At 47.2% G+C, this 14,034-nt stretch carries 16 protein-coding genes; 12 read left to right on the top strand and 4 right to left on the bottom strand.

Going from position 1 to position 14,034, the window contains the following annotated elements:
* The first annotated feature begins 3 nt into the window (after positions 1-3).
* From AC3WTJ_RS15935 to ppnP, 4 genes are all read left to right on the top strand, one after another.
* Positions 4-1,131 (top strand): deoxyribonuclease IV, encoded by a 1,128-nt coding sequence (locus tag AC3WTJ_RS15935; RefSeq protein WP_492522594.1) that lies wholly within the window; start codon positions 4-6, stop codon positions 1,129-1,131.
* 47 nt (positions 1,132-1,178) lie between these two features.
* A complete protein-coding gene (gene purU, locus AC3WTJ_RS15940; protein WP_407869417.1) occupies positions 1,179-2,078 on the top strand; it encodes a formyltetrahydrofolate deformylase in 900 nt (299 codons plus the stop codon).
* Between the two features lie 190 nt (positions 2,079-2,268).
* Positions 2,269-4,290: a transketolase gene (gene tkt / locus AC3WTJ_RS15945; RefSeq protein WP_492522595.1), complete on the top strand. Its 2,022-nt coding sequence runs from the start codon at positions 2,269-2,271 to the stop codon at positions 4,288-4,290.
* Positions 4,291-4,383: 93 nt separating this feature from the next.
* Positions 4,384-4,701 carry a pyrimidine/purine nucleoside phosphorylase gene (ppnP, locus tag AC3WTJ_RS15950; protein ID WP_492522596.1) on the top strand — a complete coding sequence of 106 codons (318 nt, stop codon included), beginning with the start codon at positions 4,384-4,386 and terminating at the stop codon, positions 4,699-4,701.
* A 33-nt stretch (positions 4,702-4,734) separates the two neighbouring features.
* On the opposite strand, the gene AC3WTJ_RS15955 is transcribed toward ppnP, so the two are convergent.
* The 3 genes from AC3WTJ_RS15955 to AC3WTJ_RS15965 form a co-directional block, all read right to left on the bottom strand.
* Positions 4,735-5,145 (bottom strand): hypothetical protein, encoded by a 411-nt coding sequence (locus AC3WTJ_RS15955; protein WP_492522597.1) that lies wholly within the window; start codon positions 5,143-5,145, stop codon positions 4,735-4,737.
* A complete protein-coding gene (locus AC3WTJ_RS15960; protein WP_127455462.1) occupies positions 5,120-5,683 on the bottom strand; it encodes an ImmA/IrrE family metallo-endopeptidase in 564 nt (187 codons plus the stop codon). The genes AC3WTJ_RS15955 and AC3WTJ_RS15960 overlap by 26 nt, the downstream gene beginning before the upstream one ends.
* Before the next feature lie 164 nt (positions 5,684-5,847).
* Positions 5,848-6,252 carry a helix-turn-helix domain-containing protein gene (locus tag AC3WTJ_RS15965; RefSeq protein WP_492522598.1) on the bottom strand — a complete coding sequence of 135 codons (405 nt, stop codon included), beginning with the start codon at positions 6,250-6,252 and terminating at the stop codon, positions 5,848-5,850.
* A gap of 153 nt (positions 6,253-6,405) precedes the next feature.
* Here AC3WTJ_RS15965 and AC3WTJ_RS15970 point away from each other — a divergent pair, with 153 nt between their 5' ends.
* From AC3WTJ_RS15970 to AC3WTJ_RS15985, 4 genes are all read left to right on the top strand, one after another.
* Positions 6,406-6,825: an ArpU family phage packaging/lysis transcriptional regulator gene (locus AC3WTJ_RS15970; protein ID WP_492522599.1), complete on the top strand. Its 420-nt coding sequence runs from the start codon at positions 6,406-6,408 to the stop codon at positions 6,823-6,825.
* A gap of 225 nt (positions 6,826-7,050) precedes the next feature.
* Positions 7,051-7,869 (top strand): minor capsid protein, encoded by an 819-nt coding sequence (locus AC3WTJ_RS15975; RefSeq protein ID WP_492522600.1) that lies wholly within the window; start codon positions 7,051-7,053, stop codon positions 7,867-7,869.
* Between the two features lie 303 nt (positions 7,870-8,172).
* Positions 8,173-8,571, top strand: a complete 399-nt coding sequence (locus AC3WTJ_RS15980) for a phage holin family protein (RefSeq protein WP_127455478.1) — start codon at positions 8,173-8,175, stop codon at positions 8,569-8,571.
* The gene (locus tag AC3WTJ_RS15985; protein ID WP_492522601.1) at positions 8,568-9,149 is read left to right on the top strand and encodes a glycoside hydrolase family 73 protein; all 582 of its coding nucleotides are present in this window, start codon (positions 8,568-8,570) and stop codon (positions 9,147-9,149) included. The genes AC3WTJ_RS15980 and AC3WTJ_RS15985 overlap by 4 nt, the downstream gene beginning before the upstream one ends.
* Positions 9,150-9,280: 131 nt before the next feature.
* Here the strand turns inward: AC3WTJ_RS15985 and AC3WTJ_RS15990 are convergent, their stop codons facing one another.
* The gene (locus AC3WTJ_RS15990; RefSeq protein WP_492522602.1) at positions 9,281-10,567 is read right to left on the bottom strand and encodes an NAD(P)-binding domain-containing protein; all 1,287 of its coding nucleotides are present in this window, start codon (positions 10,565-10,567) and stop codon (positions 9,281-9,283) included.
* A 125-nt stretch (positions 10,568-10,692) separates the two neighbouring features.
* Here AC3WTJ_RS15990 and AC3WTJ_RS15995 point away from each other — a divergent pair, with 125 nt between their 5' ends.
* The 4 genes from AC3WTJ_RS15995 to AC3WTJ_RS16010 all read left to right on the top strand — a co-directional run bounded on the left by AC3WTJ_RS15995 (position 10,693) and on the right by AC3WTJ_RS16010 (position 13,920).
* Positions 10,693-12,048 carry a glucose-6-phosphate isomerase gene (locus tag AC3WTJ_RS15995; RefSeq protein ID WP_492522603.1) on the top strand — a complete coding sequence of 452 codons (1,356 nt, stop codon included), beginning with the start codon at positions 10,693-10,695 and terminating at the stop codon, positions 12,046-12,048.
* 168 nt (positions 12,049-12,216) lie between these two features.
* Positions 12,217-12,858, top strand: coding sequence for a YigZ family protein (locus AC3WTJ_RS16000; protein ID WP_315953908.1), 642 nt, complete (start codon positions 12,217-12,219; stop codon positions 12,856-12,858).
* 53 nt (positions 12,859-12,911) lie between these two features.
* Complete coding sequence (locus AC3WTJ_RS16005; protein ID WP_127455483.1) at positions 12,912-13,568, top strand: TetR/AcrR family transcriptional regulator; 657 nt, start codon at positions 12,912-12,914, stop codon at positions 13,566-13,568.
* 127 nt (positions 13,569-13,695) lie between these two features.
* A complete protein-coding gene (locus AC3WTJ_RS16010) occupies positions 13,696-13,920 on the top strand; it encodes a DUF1128 domain-containing protein (RefSeq protein ID WP_157317980.1) in 225 nt (74 codons plus the stop codon).
* Positions 13,921-14,034: the final 114 nt, after the last annotated feature.

Here is a 14,034-nt window from a genome sequence, read left to right on the forward strand (position 1 = left end):
ACCATGCCCAAAATTGGCTCACACGTTTCGTTCTCAGATAAAGGCTTGTTAAATGCAGCTGAAGAAGCAGTTTCATACGGTTCTTCCACGTTTATGATATACACAGGCGCACCACAAAATACGCGCCGCAAACCCATTGAAGATCAATACATTGAAGAAGGCAAAGCTGTGATGGACAAGCATGCAATGAACGAAATTGTTGTTCACGCTCCTTACATCATTAACTTGGGTTCCTATAAAGAGGATACCTTTGAACTGGCTGTTCGCTTCCTTCAAGAAGAGATTCGCAGGACGGCCTACATCGGTGTGCGCAATATCGTTCTTCACCCAGGCGCCTATACAGACAAGGATGCAGAGTACGGCATTGAACGTATCGCTGAAGGTTTGAACGAAGTACTGGCTGGCGTGAAGGACACAGACGTGAATATTGCGCTGGAAACTATGGCTGGCAAAGGCACCGAAATTGGCCGCAGCTTTGAGGAAATTGCGGAAATTATGGAGCGCGTGGAGTTTAACAACAAACTTACGGTTTGTATGGACACTTGCCATATTCACGATGCAGGTTATGATATTGTGAATGATCTGGATGGCGTTCTGCATCATTTCGATAAAGTTATTGGCTTAGAGAAGCTAGGTGTCGTTCACTTAAACGACAGTAAGAATCCTCGTGGGGCTGCAAAAGACCGTCATGCGCCGTTAGGCTCAGGCTGGATCGGCTTCGAAGCAATGAACAATGTGGCTAATCATGAGAGGCTGCAGCACTTGCCGATGATTTTAGAGACGCCTTGGATCGGAAAAGAAGACAAAACGCAGCGTCCGATGTACGAGGCGGAGATCGCCCTTTTGTCCGGTAACCTCAAAGGCCGCTTCGGCGAAGAGTTCCTGGATCATGTAGAGCGAATCGACCATATGTTTGGCAAAAAGGATATTCATTTCCGCGATTATGTGCTGAAAACTTGGGAGATTCTGAAAAACGATGCGAAAGCGAAAAAAGCGGACGGCCGCGAGCCGTTAGAACGCTTGTACGATATTTTGCATGAAGAAAGATTGCTGTCCGACCTAAGCGAGGAGCAGCTTAACCAACGTCTCATCGTTTGGCTTGCCGGTCAGGATATATTGAAGAAGGCTTAATACAGATACAGATAACTTTCGAGCAGAAAGCAACTAGGGGGATTCACATGGAACGGGGAAATGCAAACAGTCTGACTCGCAGGGAGAGCGAATGGGCGAATAGAGCAAGAATGTTGATCTCCTGTCCGGATCAGCCGGGCATCGTGGCGGCAGTGTCACAGTTTTTGTTTGAGTATGGCGCGAATATCGTTCAGTCCGATCAGTATACGATGGATCCGGAAGGCGGTATGTTTTTCATCCGCATCGAGTTTGATTTGGATGACCTAGAAAACCGCGTGCAGCAATTGAAAGAAGCTTTCTCAGTCGTTGCTGACAAGTTCTCCATGGATTGGAGCCTGTCATTAGCTAGTCAGAAGAAGCGTATTGCGATCTTTGTTTCGAAGGAAGATCATGCTTTGCTTGAGCTCCTTTGGCACTGGCGTGCAGGCGATTTGAATGCGGATATTGCGATGGTAATCTCCAATCACCCGGACATGCAATCGCTGGTAGAGCCTTTCGGCATTCCGTATTACCATATTCCGGTTACGGCAGATACGAAGGCTGAAGCGGAGCGCCGCCAGCTGGAAGTAGTGGGAGACAAAGTGGATGCTATTGTTCTGGCTCGCTATATGCAGATCGTCTCACCGTCTTTCATCAAGCATTACTCCAACCGCATCATCAATATTCACCATTCTTTCTTGCCTGCTTTTGTAGGTGGTAAGCCGTATGCCCAAGCGCATAACCGCGGCGTGAAAATTATTGGCGCAACTGCACATTATGTGACGGAAGAATTAGATGGCGGCCCTATTATTGAACAGGACGTTCAACGGGTTAGCCACCGCGATAATGTGGAAGACTTGAAGCGAATCGGCCGCCATATTGAACGGATCGTTCTAGCCAGAGCTGTTGCATGGCATGTGGAAGATCGCATTATTGTTCATAATAATAAGACTGTTGTTTTCAATTGATGGGAAAACTAGGCTGTATCCAATTTAGGATGCAGTCTTTTTTGCTGGTATGCGCAAATCCGATGAGTTTTAACGGTTTATTGTGGCAAAGCCTCAAAGCAAATGGTACAATAATGCAAGCGAGAAAAGTCACTTGTATGTACAAGTTAAGACTTAGGTAAGTAGAGACATATAGGAGGGAATTTTCGAAATGACAGTAACAAATAAAACAATCGAACAATTAGCAGTTGACACGATTCGTACGTTAGGTATCGATGCCGTTGAGAAAGCTAAATCCGGTCACCCTGGTATGGTCATGGGGGCTGCTCCAATGGCGTACGTGCTGTGGAAGCAGCATATGAAGCACAACCCGGCGAATCCGAAATGGGTTAATCGTGACCGTTTCGTACTTTCTGCGGGTCATGGCTCCATGCTCCTATACAGCCTTCTTCACTTGTGTGGATATGATTTGCCGATCGAAGAGATCAAAAACTTCCGTCAATGGGGAAGCAAAACACCAGGTCATCCGGAATATGGTCACACGCCAGGTGTTGACGCAACAACCGGTCCACTTGGACAAGGGATTGGTATGGCCGTAGGTATGGCAATGGCGGAAGCTCATCTGAGAGAGACATATAACAAAGAAAACTTCCCTGTTATTGACCATTATACATACGCGATCTGTGGCGATGGCGACATGATGGAAGGCGTTTCCTCTGAAGCGGTATCCTTGGCGGCTCACCTGAAACTGGGCAAATTGATTATGCTTTACGATTCAAATGATATCTCGCTGGATGGCGAGCTGAATATGGCATTCTCCGAAAACGTGCAGGCACGTTTTGAAGCTTATGGCTGGCAAGTGCTTCGCGTAGAGGAGCAGAATGATCTGGCTGCAATCTCCAAAGCGATTGCTGAAGCGAAAGCTGACACAACTCGTCCGACGTTGATTGAAGTGAAAACAACAATTGGTTTTGGTAGCCCGAACAAAGGTGGAAAAGGCGGACACGTTGGACCTCACGGATCCCCACTCGGTGGCGACGAAGTGAAATTGACGAAACAAGCATACGGCTGGCCGGAAGAACCGGACTTCTTGGTTCCTGATGAAGTTCGTGCCCACTATGCGGAAATTGGTAAAGAAGGCGCTGCAGCTGAACAAGCTTGGAGCACACTTTTAAATGATTACATTAAAGCTTATCCGGAATTGGGTAACCAATTCAGTGCAGCGGTTAATAACGAACTGCCTGCAGGTTGGGATGCAAACCTTCCGGTTTACAGCACTTCGGACAAGCCTATGGCAACTCGTGTCGCTTCCGGTAATGCGATCAACGCGATTGCTCCTTTGCTTCCACAATTGATTGGTGGCTCCGCGGATCTGGCGAGCTCCAATAATACGATGATCAAAGGCGAGTCCAACTATAGCGCAAGCAACTATGCGGGCCGCAATCTATGGTTTGGTGTTCGTGAGTTCGGTATGGGTACAGCCATGAACGGTATGGCACTTCACGGCGGCGTGAAAGTATACGGTGCAACATTCTTCGTGTTCTCCGATTATCTGCGTGCGTCCATCCGTCTAGCGGCACTTATGCAGCTTCCGGTTATCTATGTTCTTACACATGACAGTATCGCAGTTGGTGAAGATGGACCGACACATGAGCCGATTGAGCAATTGCCAGCGCTTCGTGTTATTCCGGGCATTACAGTCATTCGCCCTGCGGACGGTAACGAAACTTCCGAAGCATGGCGTTATGCGGTTGCTGAAGCTAAAGGACCAGTTGCGCTCGTATTGACTCGTCAAAATCTGCCGATCCTCGAAGGAACGGTTGAAGGTGCGAAAGTGAACCTGAGCAAAGGCGGGTACGTAGTATCCGATGCAGCTAATGGTAAGCCGGATGCTCAAATTCTTGCAACAGGTTCCGAAGTACAATTGGCTGTCGCGGCGCAAAAGCTGCTTCAAGCTGAAGGTATCAACGTTCGCGTTGTCAGCTTGCCAAGCTTGGAACTGTTCGAGAAACAATCCAAAGAATACAAAGATTCCGTCATTCTTCCAAATGTCAAAAAGCGTCTTGCTGTTGAGATGGCATTCCCACTTGGTTGGGAACGTTATGTTGGCGATGAAGGTTCCATCTTGGGCATTTCCACGTTCGGTGCATCCGCGCCTGGCGATTTGGTTCTGAAAGAGTACGGCTTCTCACCAGAGAACGTTGCAGCTAGAGTTAAAGCTCTATTGGCTTAGAACAAACATAGCCGCGTTATTCACAAAGCCATAGCCCACCATGCGTGGGCTTGGCCTTATTTTATAGCCATTTTAGAGGGGGAACTATTGATCATGTCCAGCTTTGAAAATGTAACGGTATTGACGAAAGCTAACGTTTATTTTGACGGTAAAGTAACAAGCCGCACGGTACAATTCGCGGATGGTACGAAAAAAACTTTGGGAATTTTGCTTCCGGGTGAGTATGAATTCGGAACTGATGCGAAAGAAATTATGGAAATCCAAGCTGGTGAGCTGAACGTACTTCTTCCAGGCAGCAGTGAATGGATCAGCATCAAGGGACAAGGCGAATTCACAGTTCCAGCGAATGCAAAATTCAAGCTTGATGTGAAAACAGTTAGCGATTATATTTGCTCTTATATTAGTGAATAGGTAATCCTATCCCATACATCGGATGAACATTGTTCATGGATGTGTGGGATTTTTTTTATTTGGGGGCTTGCGAGAGTCACTCCAAGGGTACAAAGTGCGGACCTCCATCTGAAGCACTTCTTCGATATCATTCATCCGCAGCCATAGCTGTTGGATATCGAAGAGTCCTTCTAGATGTGTAGCATGTCGAAGCTTCAAACTGGAGAGGGAAATACCAATGGCGTGGGGACGCTCCGGATGGACGATGAGGTCCTCCAACAGCACGGTGATGCCGGCATCGAACTCGTTAATCTCCTCCATGTTCAGCTGCTGAAAAGGTGCTCCCAGCGGCACATAGAGCGAATTTTTGCTGAAATCAAGCTCGTTTGGCCGAAACCGCAGCAATAAAAGGATCGGAACGATGCCCTCTTCATGATAATCATAAAAGACGGTTAGCTTTGCCACCTGCAGGCACCCCCCTAGATTTTAAAAACTCCAGCTTGTTCATGATTAAACGGGTAGCTTCGGACCAATTGGACGGATCGTATTTCTTGTTTGACTGGTTTTGGGTATATTGTTGAAACTCGTAGTCCAGGGATCCCTGCAGGACGCGCCTCTCAATTTGATCGATCCGCGCTTTGGCAAGCCGGTAAGTGACTTGGAATTCTTCAGAAAGATAGGCGATCAATTCATTTTTGTTCTCGGGCAGCGCGAGATTTCTCAGCATGGAGAGGGGGAGCGCCGCGTAGAGTTGGAAAGCAGATGCGTCCTGCTCCTGCCAATTTACATAACGATCAGGCATTGCCATCTGGTTGCCGGAGTGCCGAAGAACATGACAGAGTTCGTGCAAGAAATCTTCCCACTGTTCCTTGGGGGAGAGGCGACGGTCAACGTTAATGCTGAACTGCCCGTTACTTTCGATCGCCATACTGTTCATATCCATGGTATACACCCAAATGCGCAGCTTAGCCGCCAAATGCGTCATGCAAAGCTGAGAGGGCATTGTGATTTCATGCTGTTCATATAAAGCTTCGACCCATTGTTCCAGAGGGGTTGTTTGATAGTGAGTAAACAGGGAAAACACCTCGATATGATTAAAATGAGAATATATGTTCGTTCTATAGGGATAAAGAAAAGCCCGAGGGGCTTAACTTCCTATCATATGTACTATTGCTCACTATCCGGCGTACGGTTAATCTGCTGCTCTTTGATGAAGTGCCAGAACCGAAGCATTTCGTCCCGTCGTTCCTTAGGCGCACTTTGGAAGTCCTTAAAGAATAGGCTGACCTCAGGATCATCGATATCGCTAACCCCGAGTCCGGAAGGGGCATCCAGTGACTCTTCATCCGTCGGCGCAAAGCCAGCGAGCAGCAAGAGCTCGTCCTTGTCAGCGCGATTAAGCGCATCAGCTAACGCAATGACCGTTTCCCTGGATGGATTGAAGCGGTTATTTTCTATGGAGTTAATAAATGAGTAACTAACACCGGACCGCTCTCCAAGCTCTCTAAGGGTAAGATGGTTCATCTTGCGCAGCTGCCGGATTTGAAGGCCGAACTGGACCATATCTTTCATCGATTCATCACCTGTTCCTTATTGTAAATGGTTTGAGGTACAAAAAACAAGTGTTTTTTTCGTTTCTCAAAACTTTTGTGTTGAAATTATAAACAAGTTTAGCGTATGATTTGTTTATAATTTCAAAACGACAAATTTTGGGAGATGATGAGGATGTTGGAACAAGTTTTACACATAGAGCAAGATCAGATCGACAAGCGGGCTACGCGGAAAAGGGTGGAGAGTCTGCTGGAAACCGTTCGTTTGTACCACACGCTCGGAAGTGTTCGCAGAGATGGTGGGATGCATGCTGTGCATAAGGTGGCGGAAATGTCATCTGAATATATCGTGGCATCTGCACGGGAGGAGCAGGCAGCGCTCTTATATGCTGAGGTTGAGCAGGCGCTGTCGCGGCTGGACGAGCAGGAGGAGGAGATTATACGCAGACGCTACTTGCAGAAGGAGAAAGTGCTGGATTACTTACTATGTTACGAGGTGAATATGAGCGAGCGTACCTATCGAAGGGTGAAGGCACGAGCGATGGAGAAACTGGCCTATATGCTTAGGGCGGAGGTGGTCCGGACACTTGGTTAATGTGGTTGCTAGTTGGCCGCTTGTTGGCAATGCAAGGGAGTGGAGGCATGGTAAGATCGATGTGTAGACCAAGAAGGCGGTGATGCTGCTGAAGAAGATCGAAGTAATCAAGATCCTGAAGCCTTTAAGCAAGGCTCATTGGGAGTAGATGAAAGGATGTGGTTGAGGTAAAGAAAAAAATGTTTTGAATTTCAAAACAAAACAAGAAAAGAGGTGAGAGAATGAATGATTAACATGGCCAAGCAATTGGCGCTGTTTTTACAAGCGAAAGGAGAGGGTACGCTCGGCACCGATCTGTTCGTGGATAGCGATTCTCAGAGCTCCGATGAGGCTATTACACTTTGCCATGTCGGAGGCAGCGCGGAATTTAAGTTGGACGCTCCTGGCAGTTGGCGCAAGCTGAGCCTGCTGGTTAGAAGCGCAACCGCTGAGGGCGCGCAGGAGAGAATTTGGCGTCTCATTGGCCGCATGTTGGAGCCGGAGGAGGGTACCATTCAGGTGGACGGTGGACTGTATACGGTGCAAATTACGTCGCTGCCGGCAGGACAAGCTTTAGATGCACAAGGCAGAACTTCTATGAAAGCCGTCTTCCTGCTTAAGCAGATCAAACCTGTCGTCGAATCGTGGCTGGAAGCTATTTCACAATTCACGGAAACCGCACTTGGCGTGCAATGGCGTGTCTATCGCGGTTTCAACGGTACCTGCCGACCCGCAGTCTCATGGCAGTGTACAGGTTGGCATAGCGCAGCAGCCTCGCGAGGTGTTCAGCAGCTGTCCAAGCAATTCGTCGGCCAAATTGCCGCTAGATCGGCAAGTGAATACCAACTGGCAGCGCAAGTGCTGATGCTTGGCTTAGCTGAGCAGGCCAAATTGCCACTTGGTGGGTTGGGCGGCAGATGGTTAACCGTGCTGGAAGCCCAAGCAGCGATTCGCTCGGGTGATTTGTCTACGGGCGTGCTGACAGTGACATTGACAGGTGCTGCCGGGGTCACGCCTGGTTCAAGTCCGTTGATAACTGGTGTGCATACTGAACCAAAAATTTAATAAAGAGGTGACTGTTTTTGAAACAAAGCAAAACACAAACAAGCAGCAATACGAGTGATGAAATCGTTATGTATGGCAAGGAAGAGCTAAAGGCAAATTAGCTCAGCCACATACGATTGATCAATTTAAGACATTGTTCACAGACAGTCTCACACACAAAACGACCAACATTAACAAGTACTTGGAGTTAAAAATGACCGTCGAGTCAGCAAACAGCATGGAGGGTGTGGCATCGATATCATGGTAAATATATTCAAAACACAACCATTCTTTCTCCCATCTCAAAAGAAAGGAGCGAAACCGATGAACCAAGTCATGTTCAGCTCGATTTTGGCCGCGCTTAGCGCATGTGTGACCTATGCCTTCGGCGGGTTGAGTGAATTGTTGGGACTCTTCCTCATGACAATCGCCGTAGATTATGTCACAGGAATTGCAGCCTCCATGAAGGAACAGCGCGGTCTGAATAGCCAAGTGGGCTTCTGGGGGCTTACCCGCAAAGGAATGATGCTGCTTGTCATCATGCTGGCTCACCGCATGGATCTACTACTAGACACGAATATCATGATGACGGGGGCAATCTATTTTTACTTGGCCAATGAGTTTATCTCGATCACTGAAAATTATGGACGGCTAGGGCTGCCGCTGCCCAGCTTTTTGAAACAAATGATTCAAGTGCTTCGCAACAAGAGTGAAGGTCTATGAACAAAGATCGTTTTATCGAGCAAGTAGCTCCTGCTGCACAAGCGAATATGCGGGAGTTCGGCATTTTGGCTAGCGTGACGATAGCTCAGGCCATTTTGGAAAGCGGCTGGGGCAACCATGCGCCTGGCAATAATTTGTTTGGCATCAAGGGGAGCGGGCAACAGATAGTTACTCAGGAGTTTATTAACGGCAGATGGCTGCAAATTGTAGATGGCTTCTGTGTTTACGACAGCTGTTATGAAAGCATTCGTGATCATTCCTATTTTCTCTCCCAAAATCCAAGGTATGCCAATATCTTGCATGAGATGGACTATCGATTGGCCTGCCAGAAGCTGCAGCAAGCAGGTTACGCAACCGATCCGCTCTATGCAGACAAATTGATTCGTATTATTGAAGGGAGCGATCTCACGAAATTTGATCAGATTGAAGGGAAAGGGGAGTATATGATGAGTAGTGAAGATGCGGATAAAATCATTATGTTTCTGTCCGCCGCTTGGACAAGCACTGAGGATGCAGAGGCTAGAGCGGAGTTTCATCGCTTGACGGACGAGCTCCGGAAAGCATCCGGGCAACTGTGAAGAAGTTGTAAGAACAAGAGTCTTAACCCGACTCTTATTCTTGCATTTAATATGTATAAAAATAGAAGCATCCAAATAAAATAAACCGCCTCTCCTAGTAGGAAAGACGGTGTACTTCACGTGTTTATGTTTTACAAAGCATTCTCAATATGCTCTTCAATATATTTCTCCAGCTTAATCCGCACATAAGGCGGCAAGCCGGAAAGCATACAGCCATAGCGGAATTTATCGCCATCCGTCTCGATCCGAATCACGCGAGCGGTGATTGGCGGGAGCTCCGCTTCCTGCGGGAAGTGGATGACGATGAACATATCCGGTGCAAGTGGCGCAGCGGTTGTAATTTGCAGACCGCTTTCCGATAAGTCGAAAAGCGTGCCGTCAATGTTTTGCCCGGAGAAGGAACCTTCCTGCTCCCATTGATAGATGGACAACTTCAAGTTGATGTCCAGCTTCACGCGCGTGTTTCGGCGGCGTTCGCGGCCAGAAAGCGGCGATACCGGCTTTTCTTGGGCGGCAGCAGCAGGTTCGCTAGGTTTAGCGATTTGCTGCCCCATCCAGTCTTCGTAACATTGGATGATGGAGCTCAAATCTTCATCGCCGAGGCCCTTGCTTAATCCCATTTGGAATAAGCCCGCCGTTGTTTGCAGCAGTGGAACCGGTAATTGGAAGTTACTAGCGAGTCCTTGAGCAAGCAAGAGATCCTTGAGCATCAGCTTCAAGGAGAATTGATTGCTGAAATCGCGATTTAATATTTTATCGCCTTTGAGGTCGACTATTCGGCTGTTTGCGCCGCCAGAGCGGACAATTTCTAGAAATTTCTCAAGGTTAACCCCTGCTTTGGATGCAATAGACAAGCCTTCGGCAAAACCAAGCAGGTTAATACCCACCATGGTATTGTTGGCAAGCTTGGCATAGGAACCGGAGCCGGAAGGACCTAGATAAAGGGCTTTACGGCCCATGGCAAGGAACAATTGCTCATGTTCTTCAAACACTTCCTGGCTGCCGCCGACCATGAACGCGAGCGAACCCTCTTCGGCAGCAGGCTTACTGCCTGTGACAGGCGCATCGAGGAAATCGACGAAATGGGCGGCAAGCTCCTCGGCCAGCTTTTGGCTTGTTTGTGGGGAAACGGTACTGGAATCAATAATCGTAAGAGCCGGATGAATACCGCTTAGTACGCCTTCTTCGCTGTAGAATATATCCAACAAAGCAGCGTCATTGCTAAGCATGGTAATCAGTACATCTGAATGACGGGCGGCATCGGCGGGTGTTGCAGCCACTTCAGCGCCAAGACGAGCCAGCTCGTCCGCTTTTTCGGGAGTACGATTATAAACGGTTACCATAAAACCTTTTTGAATAAGGTTAGCAGCCATGGGTTTGCCCATTGTGCCAAGTCCGATAAAGCCGATACGTTTCATGATCATTCACCTCTGGAATCATTTTATCATGGGAAATCTAACCTGTGAATGCCTTCTTTACTTGCTTTTGTACAAGCAAATAAGTATGCTAGGAAAAGGAAAAAATAGAGATGGAGGCGAGCATATTGAGCTCTAAGCTACAATTTGACTACAGCAAGGCATTGTCCTTTTTATCCCAACATGAGGTTGATTATTTGTCTGGGCAGGTAGAACTGGCGCATGATCAGCTGCATAACCAAACAGGTGCAGGCTCTGATTATTTAGGATGGGTGGATCTGCCCGAGAAGTATGACCGTGAGGAATTTGCTCGCATTCAAGCGGCTGCTAAACAAATTCAATCCGATTCCGAAGCGCTTGTCGTCATTGGGATTGGCGGTTCTTATTTGGGAGCACGCGCTGCGCTTGAAATGCTTTCTCATTCGTTCTATAACATTTTACCTAAAGATAAAAGAAAAACGCCTGAGATTTATTTCGTTGGAAATAACATCTCCTCTACATATGTAACACATCTTCTTCAATTGTTGGAAGGCAAGGACTTCTCCGTTAATGTGATTTCGAAATCCGGTACGACAACAGAACCGGCGATTGCTTTCCGTATTTTCCGTGAACTTTTGGAGAAGAAATATGGCAAAGAAGCCGCTCGCAAACGTATCTACGCAACAACGGATCAAGCGAGAGGCGCTTTGAAAACGCTGGCCAATGAAGAAGGCTACGAATCTTTCGTCATCCCGGATGATGTAGGCGGACGTTATTCCGTACTGACGGCTGTTGGCTTGCTGCCAATCGCGACTGCTGGTATTGATGTGGAAGCGATCATGAAAGGCGCTGCGGATGCTCAACGCGAGTTCGCGAATCCGAAGCTAAGCGAGAACCAAGCGTATCAATACGCTGCTGTTCGTAACGCGCTTTACCGCAAAGGCAAAACGATTGAAATTCTCGTTAACTACGAGCCGTCCTTGCATTTCGTTTCGGAATGGTGGAAGCAGCTGTTCGGCGAAAGCGAAGGGAAAGACTACAAGGGTATCTACCCGGCTTCTGTTGACTTCTCGACAGATCTTCACTCCATGGGCCAATTCGTTCAAGATGGCAACCGCATTCTGTTTGAAACGGTAATTCAAGTCGACCAAGTGGCTGACCATATTACAATCGGTACAGATGCTGATGATTTGGACGGTCTCAACTTCCTAAGCGGAAAAACGATGGATTTCGTGAACAAAAAGGCGTTCCAAGGAACCATGCTTGCTCACACGGACGGACACGTACCGAACCTGATCGTTACGCTGCCGGATATGACGCCTTACTCCTTCGGGTATATGGTGTACTTCTTTGAAAAAGCGTGCGGCATCAGCGGTTACCTGATGGGCGTGAATCCTTTTGACCAACCGGGCGTTGAAGCTTACAAGAAGAACATGTTTGCTCTTCTGGGTAAACCTGGTTATGAGAAAGAAAAAGCGGAGCTGGAAGCACGTTTACAGAAGTAAATGATGAACGTAACGAATCAAACGATCCATCCAATCGGATAGGTCGTTTTTTTTCGTAGAAAATTACCATTATTTATGTGGTAAATTTTCTTACAATATTGTCGAAGTCATAAGATGTGTGTAGAATGTAATGAAACAGTTGTTTCCTTCTACCAAGAAAGGTCGGCTATGCTAGCAAATTTCAAAACAATCCAATCGTACGGATCGTCGGAAATCATCATCAAGAAGTCGCGTTTCATCGGTCATGCCAAGCCTGTGGAGTCAGAAGAAGAAGCTATCCACTTTATTGAAGCGATCAAGAAGGAACACAAAACGGCTACACACAACTGCAGTGCGTATGTCATCGGAGACAGGGACCAGATTCAGAAACAGTCTGATGACGGAGAACCGAGCGGCACGGCAGGTAAGCCGATTCTGGAAGTGATTAAGCATCAAGGGCTCAAGAATATCGCAATCGTCGTAACCCGTTATTACGGCGGCATCATGCTCGGCGCGGGCGGACTCATTCGGGCTTATACGGATGGAGCCGTGGTGGGCATTGAAGCTGCACAACCGATTTACAAAGTGAATCATCAGAGGGTGATGATTGAGGTTGATTATACGTGGTATGGCAAAATCGAGAATGAACTGAGAAATCAGGGAATGCTTCTCGGGGATATTGATTTTACTGACAAGGTTACAGTAACTTGCTATCCTTTGGCAGCGGCAGCGGATGCTTTTATCAACTGGGCAACAGATTTTACGCAAGGTCAAGGTGTTATTATCGCTGGAGAGAACGAGTACATCGTTCACAAGAACCTGCCCGAATAGGCAGGTTCAAGACTAAACAAAATTAAATAGGCTAAGGATGCGGAGGGATAGGAATGGCTAGGAAAGCAGTCGCGCAAGAGCTTAGCAGAGAACGAATACTTACCGAGGCGCGGGATTTGTTCGCCACTTTTGGCTATCGCGCTTTAACGATGCGCAGCATCGCAAAAGCAATGGGTTACAGTCATGGTGCGTTATATTATCATTTTACTGAGAAAGCGGAATTGTTTTACGCGTTAATTAAAGACGATTTCTCCATGCTGATGCAGCGTCAACGAGAAATGATCGTGCGTGAACATGGATTTAGCGTGAATTTGCTTCAAAAGTTAATGATGGAGTTCGTCTGGTTTGGACTTAGCAATCCGAACCACTATGAAATGATGTTCATGCTGAATGAACCTGAACTTCAGCAGTATTCCCGTACCGAACAAGCGCAATGCCTCGAAATGTTCTCCATCGTCGTTCGTCAGGTTGTTACGGACCAGCCTGGTTTCGAAAGCAGAAAGTTTACTCTTCCTTGGAATTTGTTTATGTCTTTACACGGCCTCATCTCGTATTGCATCCAGTTTAAAATTACTTATGAAGAAGCCCGCAAGCTGGCTGATGAGCACATTCGTCTCATTTGCGTAAGCTTGGACCTAGATTCTTATGAGCAGCAGCGGCCGCTTGTCAAAATGGTAGGTCCGCATGTGCCGATCACCAATGCCATATAACTAGTTAAGGAAGAGAGACGAGGGTCTTTCTTCTTTTTTTATTTGCCTATATGAAGCTTGTATTTTACATTAGCCCCCATGTGCATTAATATAGGGAAAGAAAAGCTGGGAAGGATGAGGGTCTAACATGGATTTAAATCAGTGGTCGGAAGAGAACGTGGAATTTATGTTTGAAGAAATAAAGAGGAAGCTGCGCATGGCTACGGGAGGCTCCATTAAGGCTTCTAATGTGAAAGCGGAAGTGTATGAGGACCTCAAAGATTTGTACGACATGGTCGCAAGCAAAGATAGATTCAGTATCAGCGAGATCGACGCTATAACAACTGAGCTTGGAAAGATTCGTAAGGGATAAGCCATTATTGATAAAATGCTGTTTTTCTAGGTGTATAGCCTGGAAAAGTGGCATTTTTTTTAGACGAACGACTATTTTTCCGACTGGGTGGACAGCTATCCAAGCGATGTTACC

It is taken from the genome of Paenibacillus sp. FW101-FHT12H11, from assembly GCF_058790355.1.

What these genes read in the sequence shown, in the direction of transcription:
- AC3WTJ_RS15935 (WP_492522594.1), top strand. Translation starts at nt 4, where the DNA reads ATGCCCAAAATTGGCTCACACGTTTCGTTCTCAGATAAAGGCTTGTTA.
- purU (WP_407869417.1), top strand. Translation starts at nt 1,179, where the DNA reads ATGGAACGGGGAAATGCAAACAGTCTGACTCGCAGGGAGAGCGAATGG.
- tkt (WP_492522595.1), top strand. Translation starts at nt 2,269, where the DNA reads ATGACAGTAACAAATAAAACAATCGAACAATTAGCAGTTGACACGATT.
- ppnP (WP_492522596.1), top strand. Translation starts at nt 4,384, where the DNA reads ATGTCCAGCTTTGAAAATGTAACGGTATTGACGAAAGCTAACGTTTAT.
- AC3WTJ_RS15960 (WP_127455462.1), bottom strand. Translation starts at nt 5,683, where the DNA reads ATGCCCTCTCAGCTTTGCATGACGCATTTGGCGGCTAAGCTGCGCATT.
- AC3WTJ_RS15965 (WP_492522598.1), bottom strand. Translation starts at nt 6,252, where the DNA reads ATGAAAGATATGGTCCAGTTCGGCCTTCAAATCCGGCAGCTGCGCAAG.
- AC3WTJ_RS15970 (WP_492522599.1), top strand. Translation starts at nt 6,406, where the DNA reads ATGTTGGAACAAGTTTTACACATAGAGCAAGATCAGATCGACAAGCGG.
- AC3WTJ_RS15975 (WP_492522600.1), top strand. Translation starts at nt 7,051, where the DNA reads ATGATTAACATGGCCAAGCAATTGGCGCTGTTTTTACAAGCGAAAGGA.
- AC3WTJ_RS15980 (WP_127455478.1), top strand. Translation starts at nt 8,173, where the DNA reads ATGAACCAAGTCATGTTCAGCTCGATTTTGGCCGCGCTTAGCGCATGT.
- AC3WTJ_RS15985 (WP_492522601.1), top strand. Translation starts at nt 8,568, where the DNA reads ATGAACAAAGATCGTTTTATCGAGCAAGTAGCTCCTGCTGCACAAGCG.
- AC3WTJ_RS15990 (WP_492522602.1), bottom strand. Translation starts at nt 10,567, where the DNA reads ATGAAACGTATCGGCTTTATCGGACTTGGCACAATGGGCAAACCCATG.
- AC3WTJ_RS16000 (WP_315953908.1), top strand. Translation starts at nt 12,217, where the DNA reads ATGCTAGCAAATTTCAAAACAATCCAATCGTACGGATCGTCGGAAATC.
- AC3WTJ_RS16005 (WP_127455483.1), top strand. Translation starts at nt 12,912, where the DNA reads ATGGCTAGGAAAGCAGTCGCGCAAGAGCTTAGCAGAGAACGAATACTT.
- AC3WTJ_RS16010 (WP_157317980.1), top strand. Translation starts at nt 13,696, where the DNA reads ATGGATTTAAATCAGTGGTCGGAAGAGAACGTGGAATTTATGTTTGAA.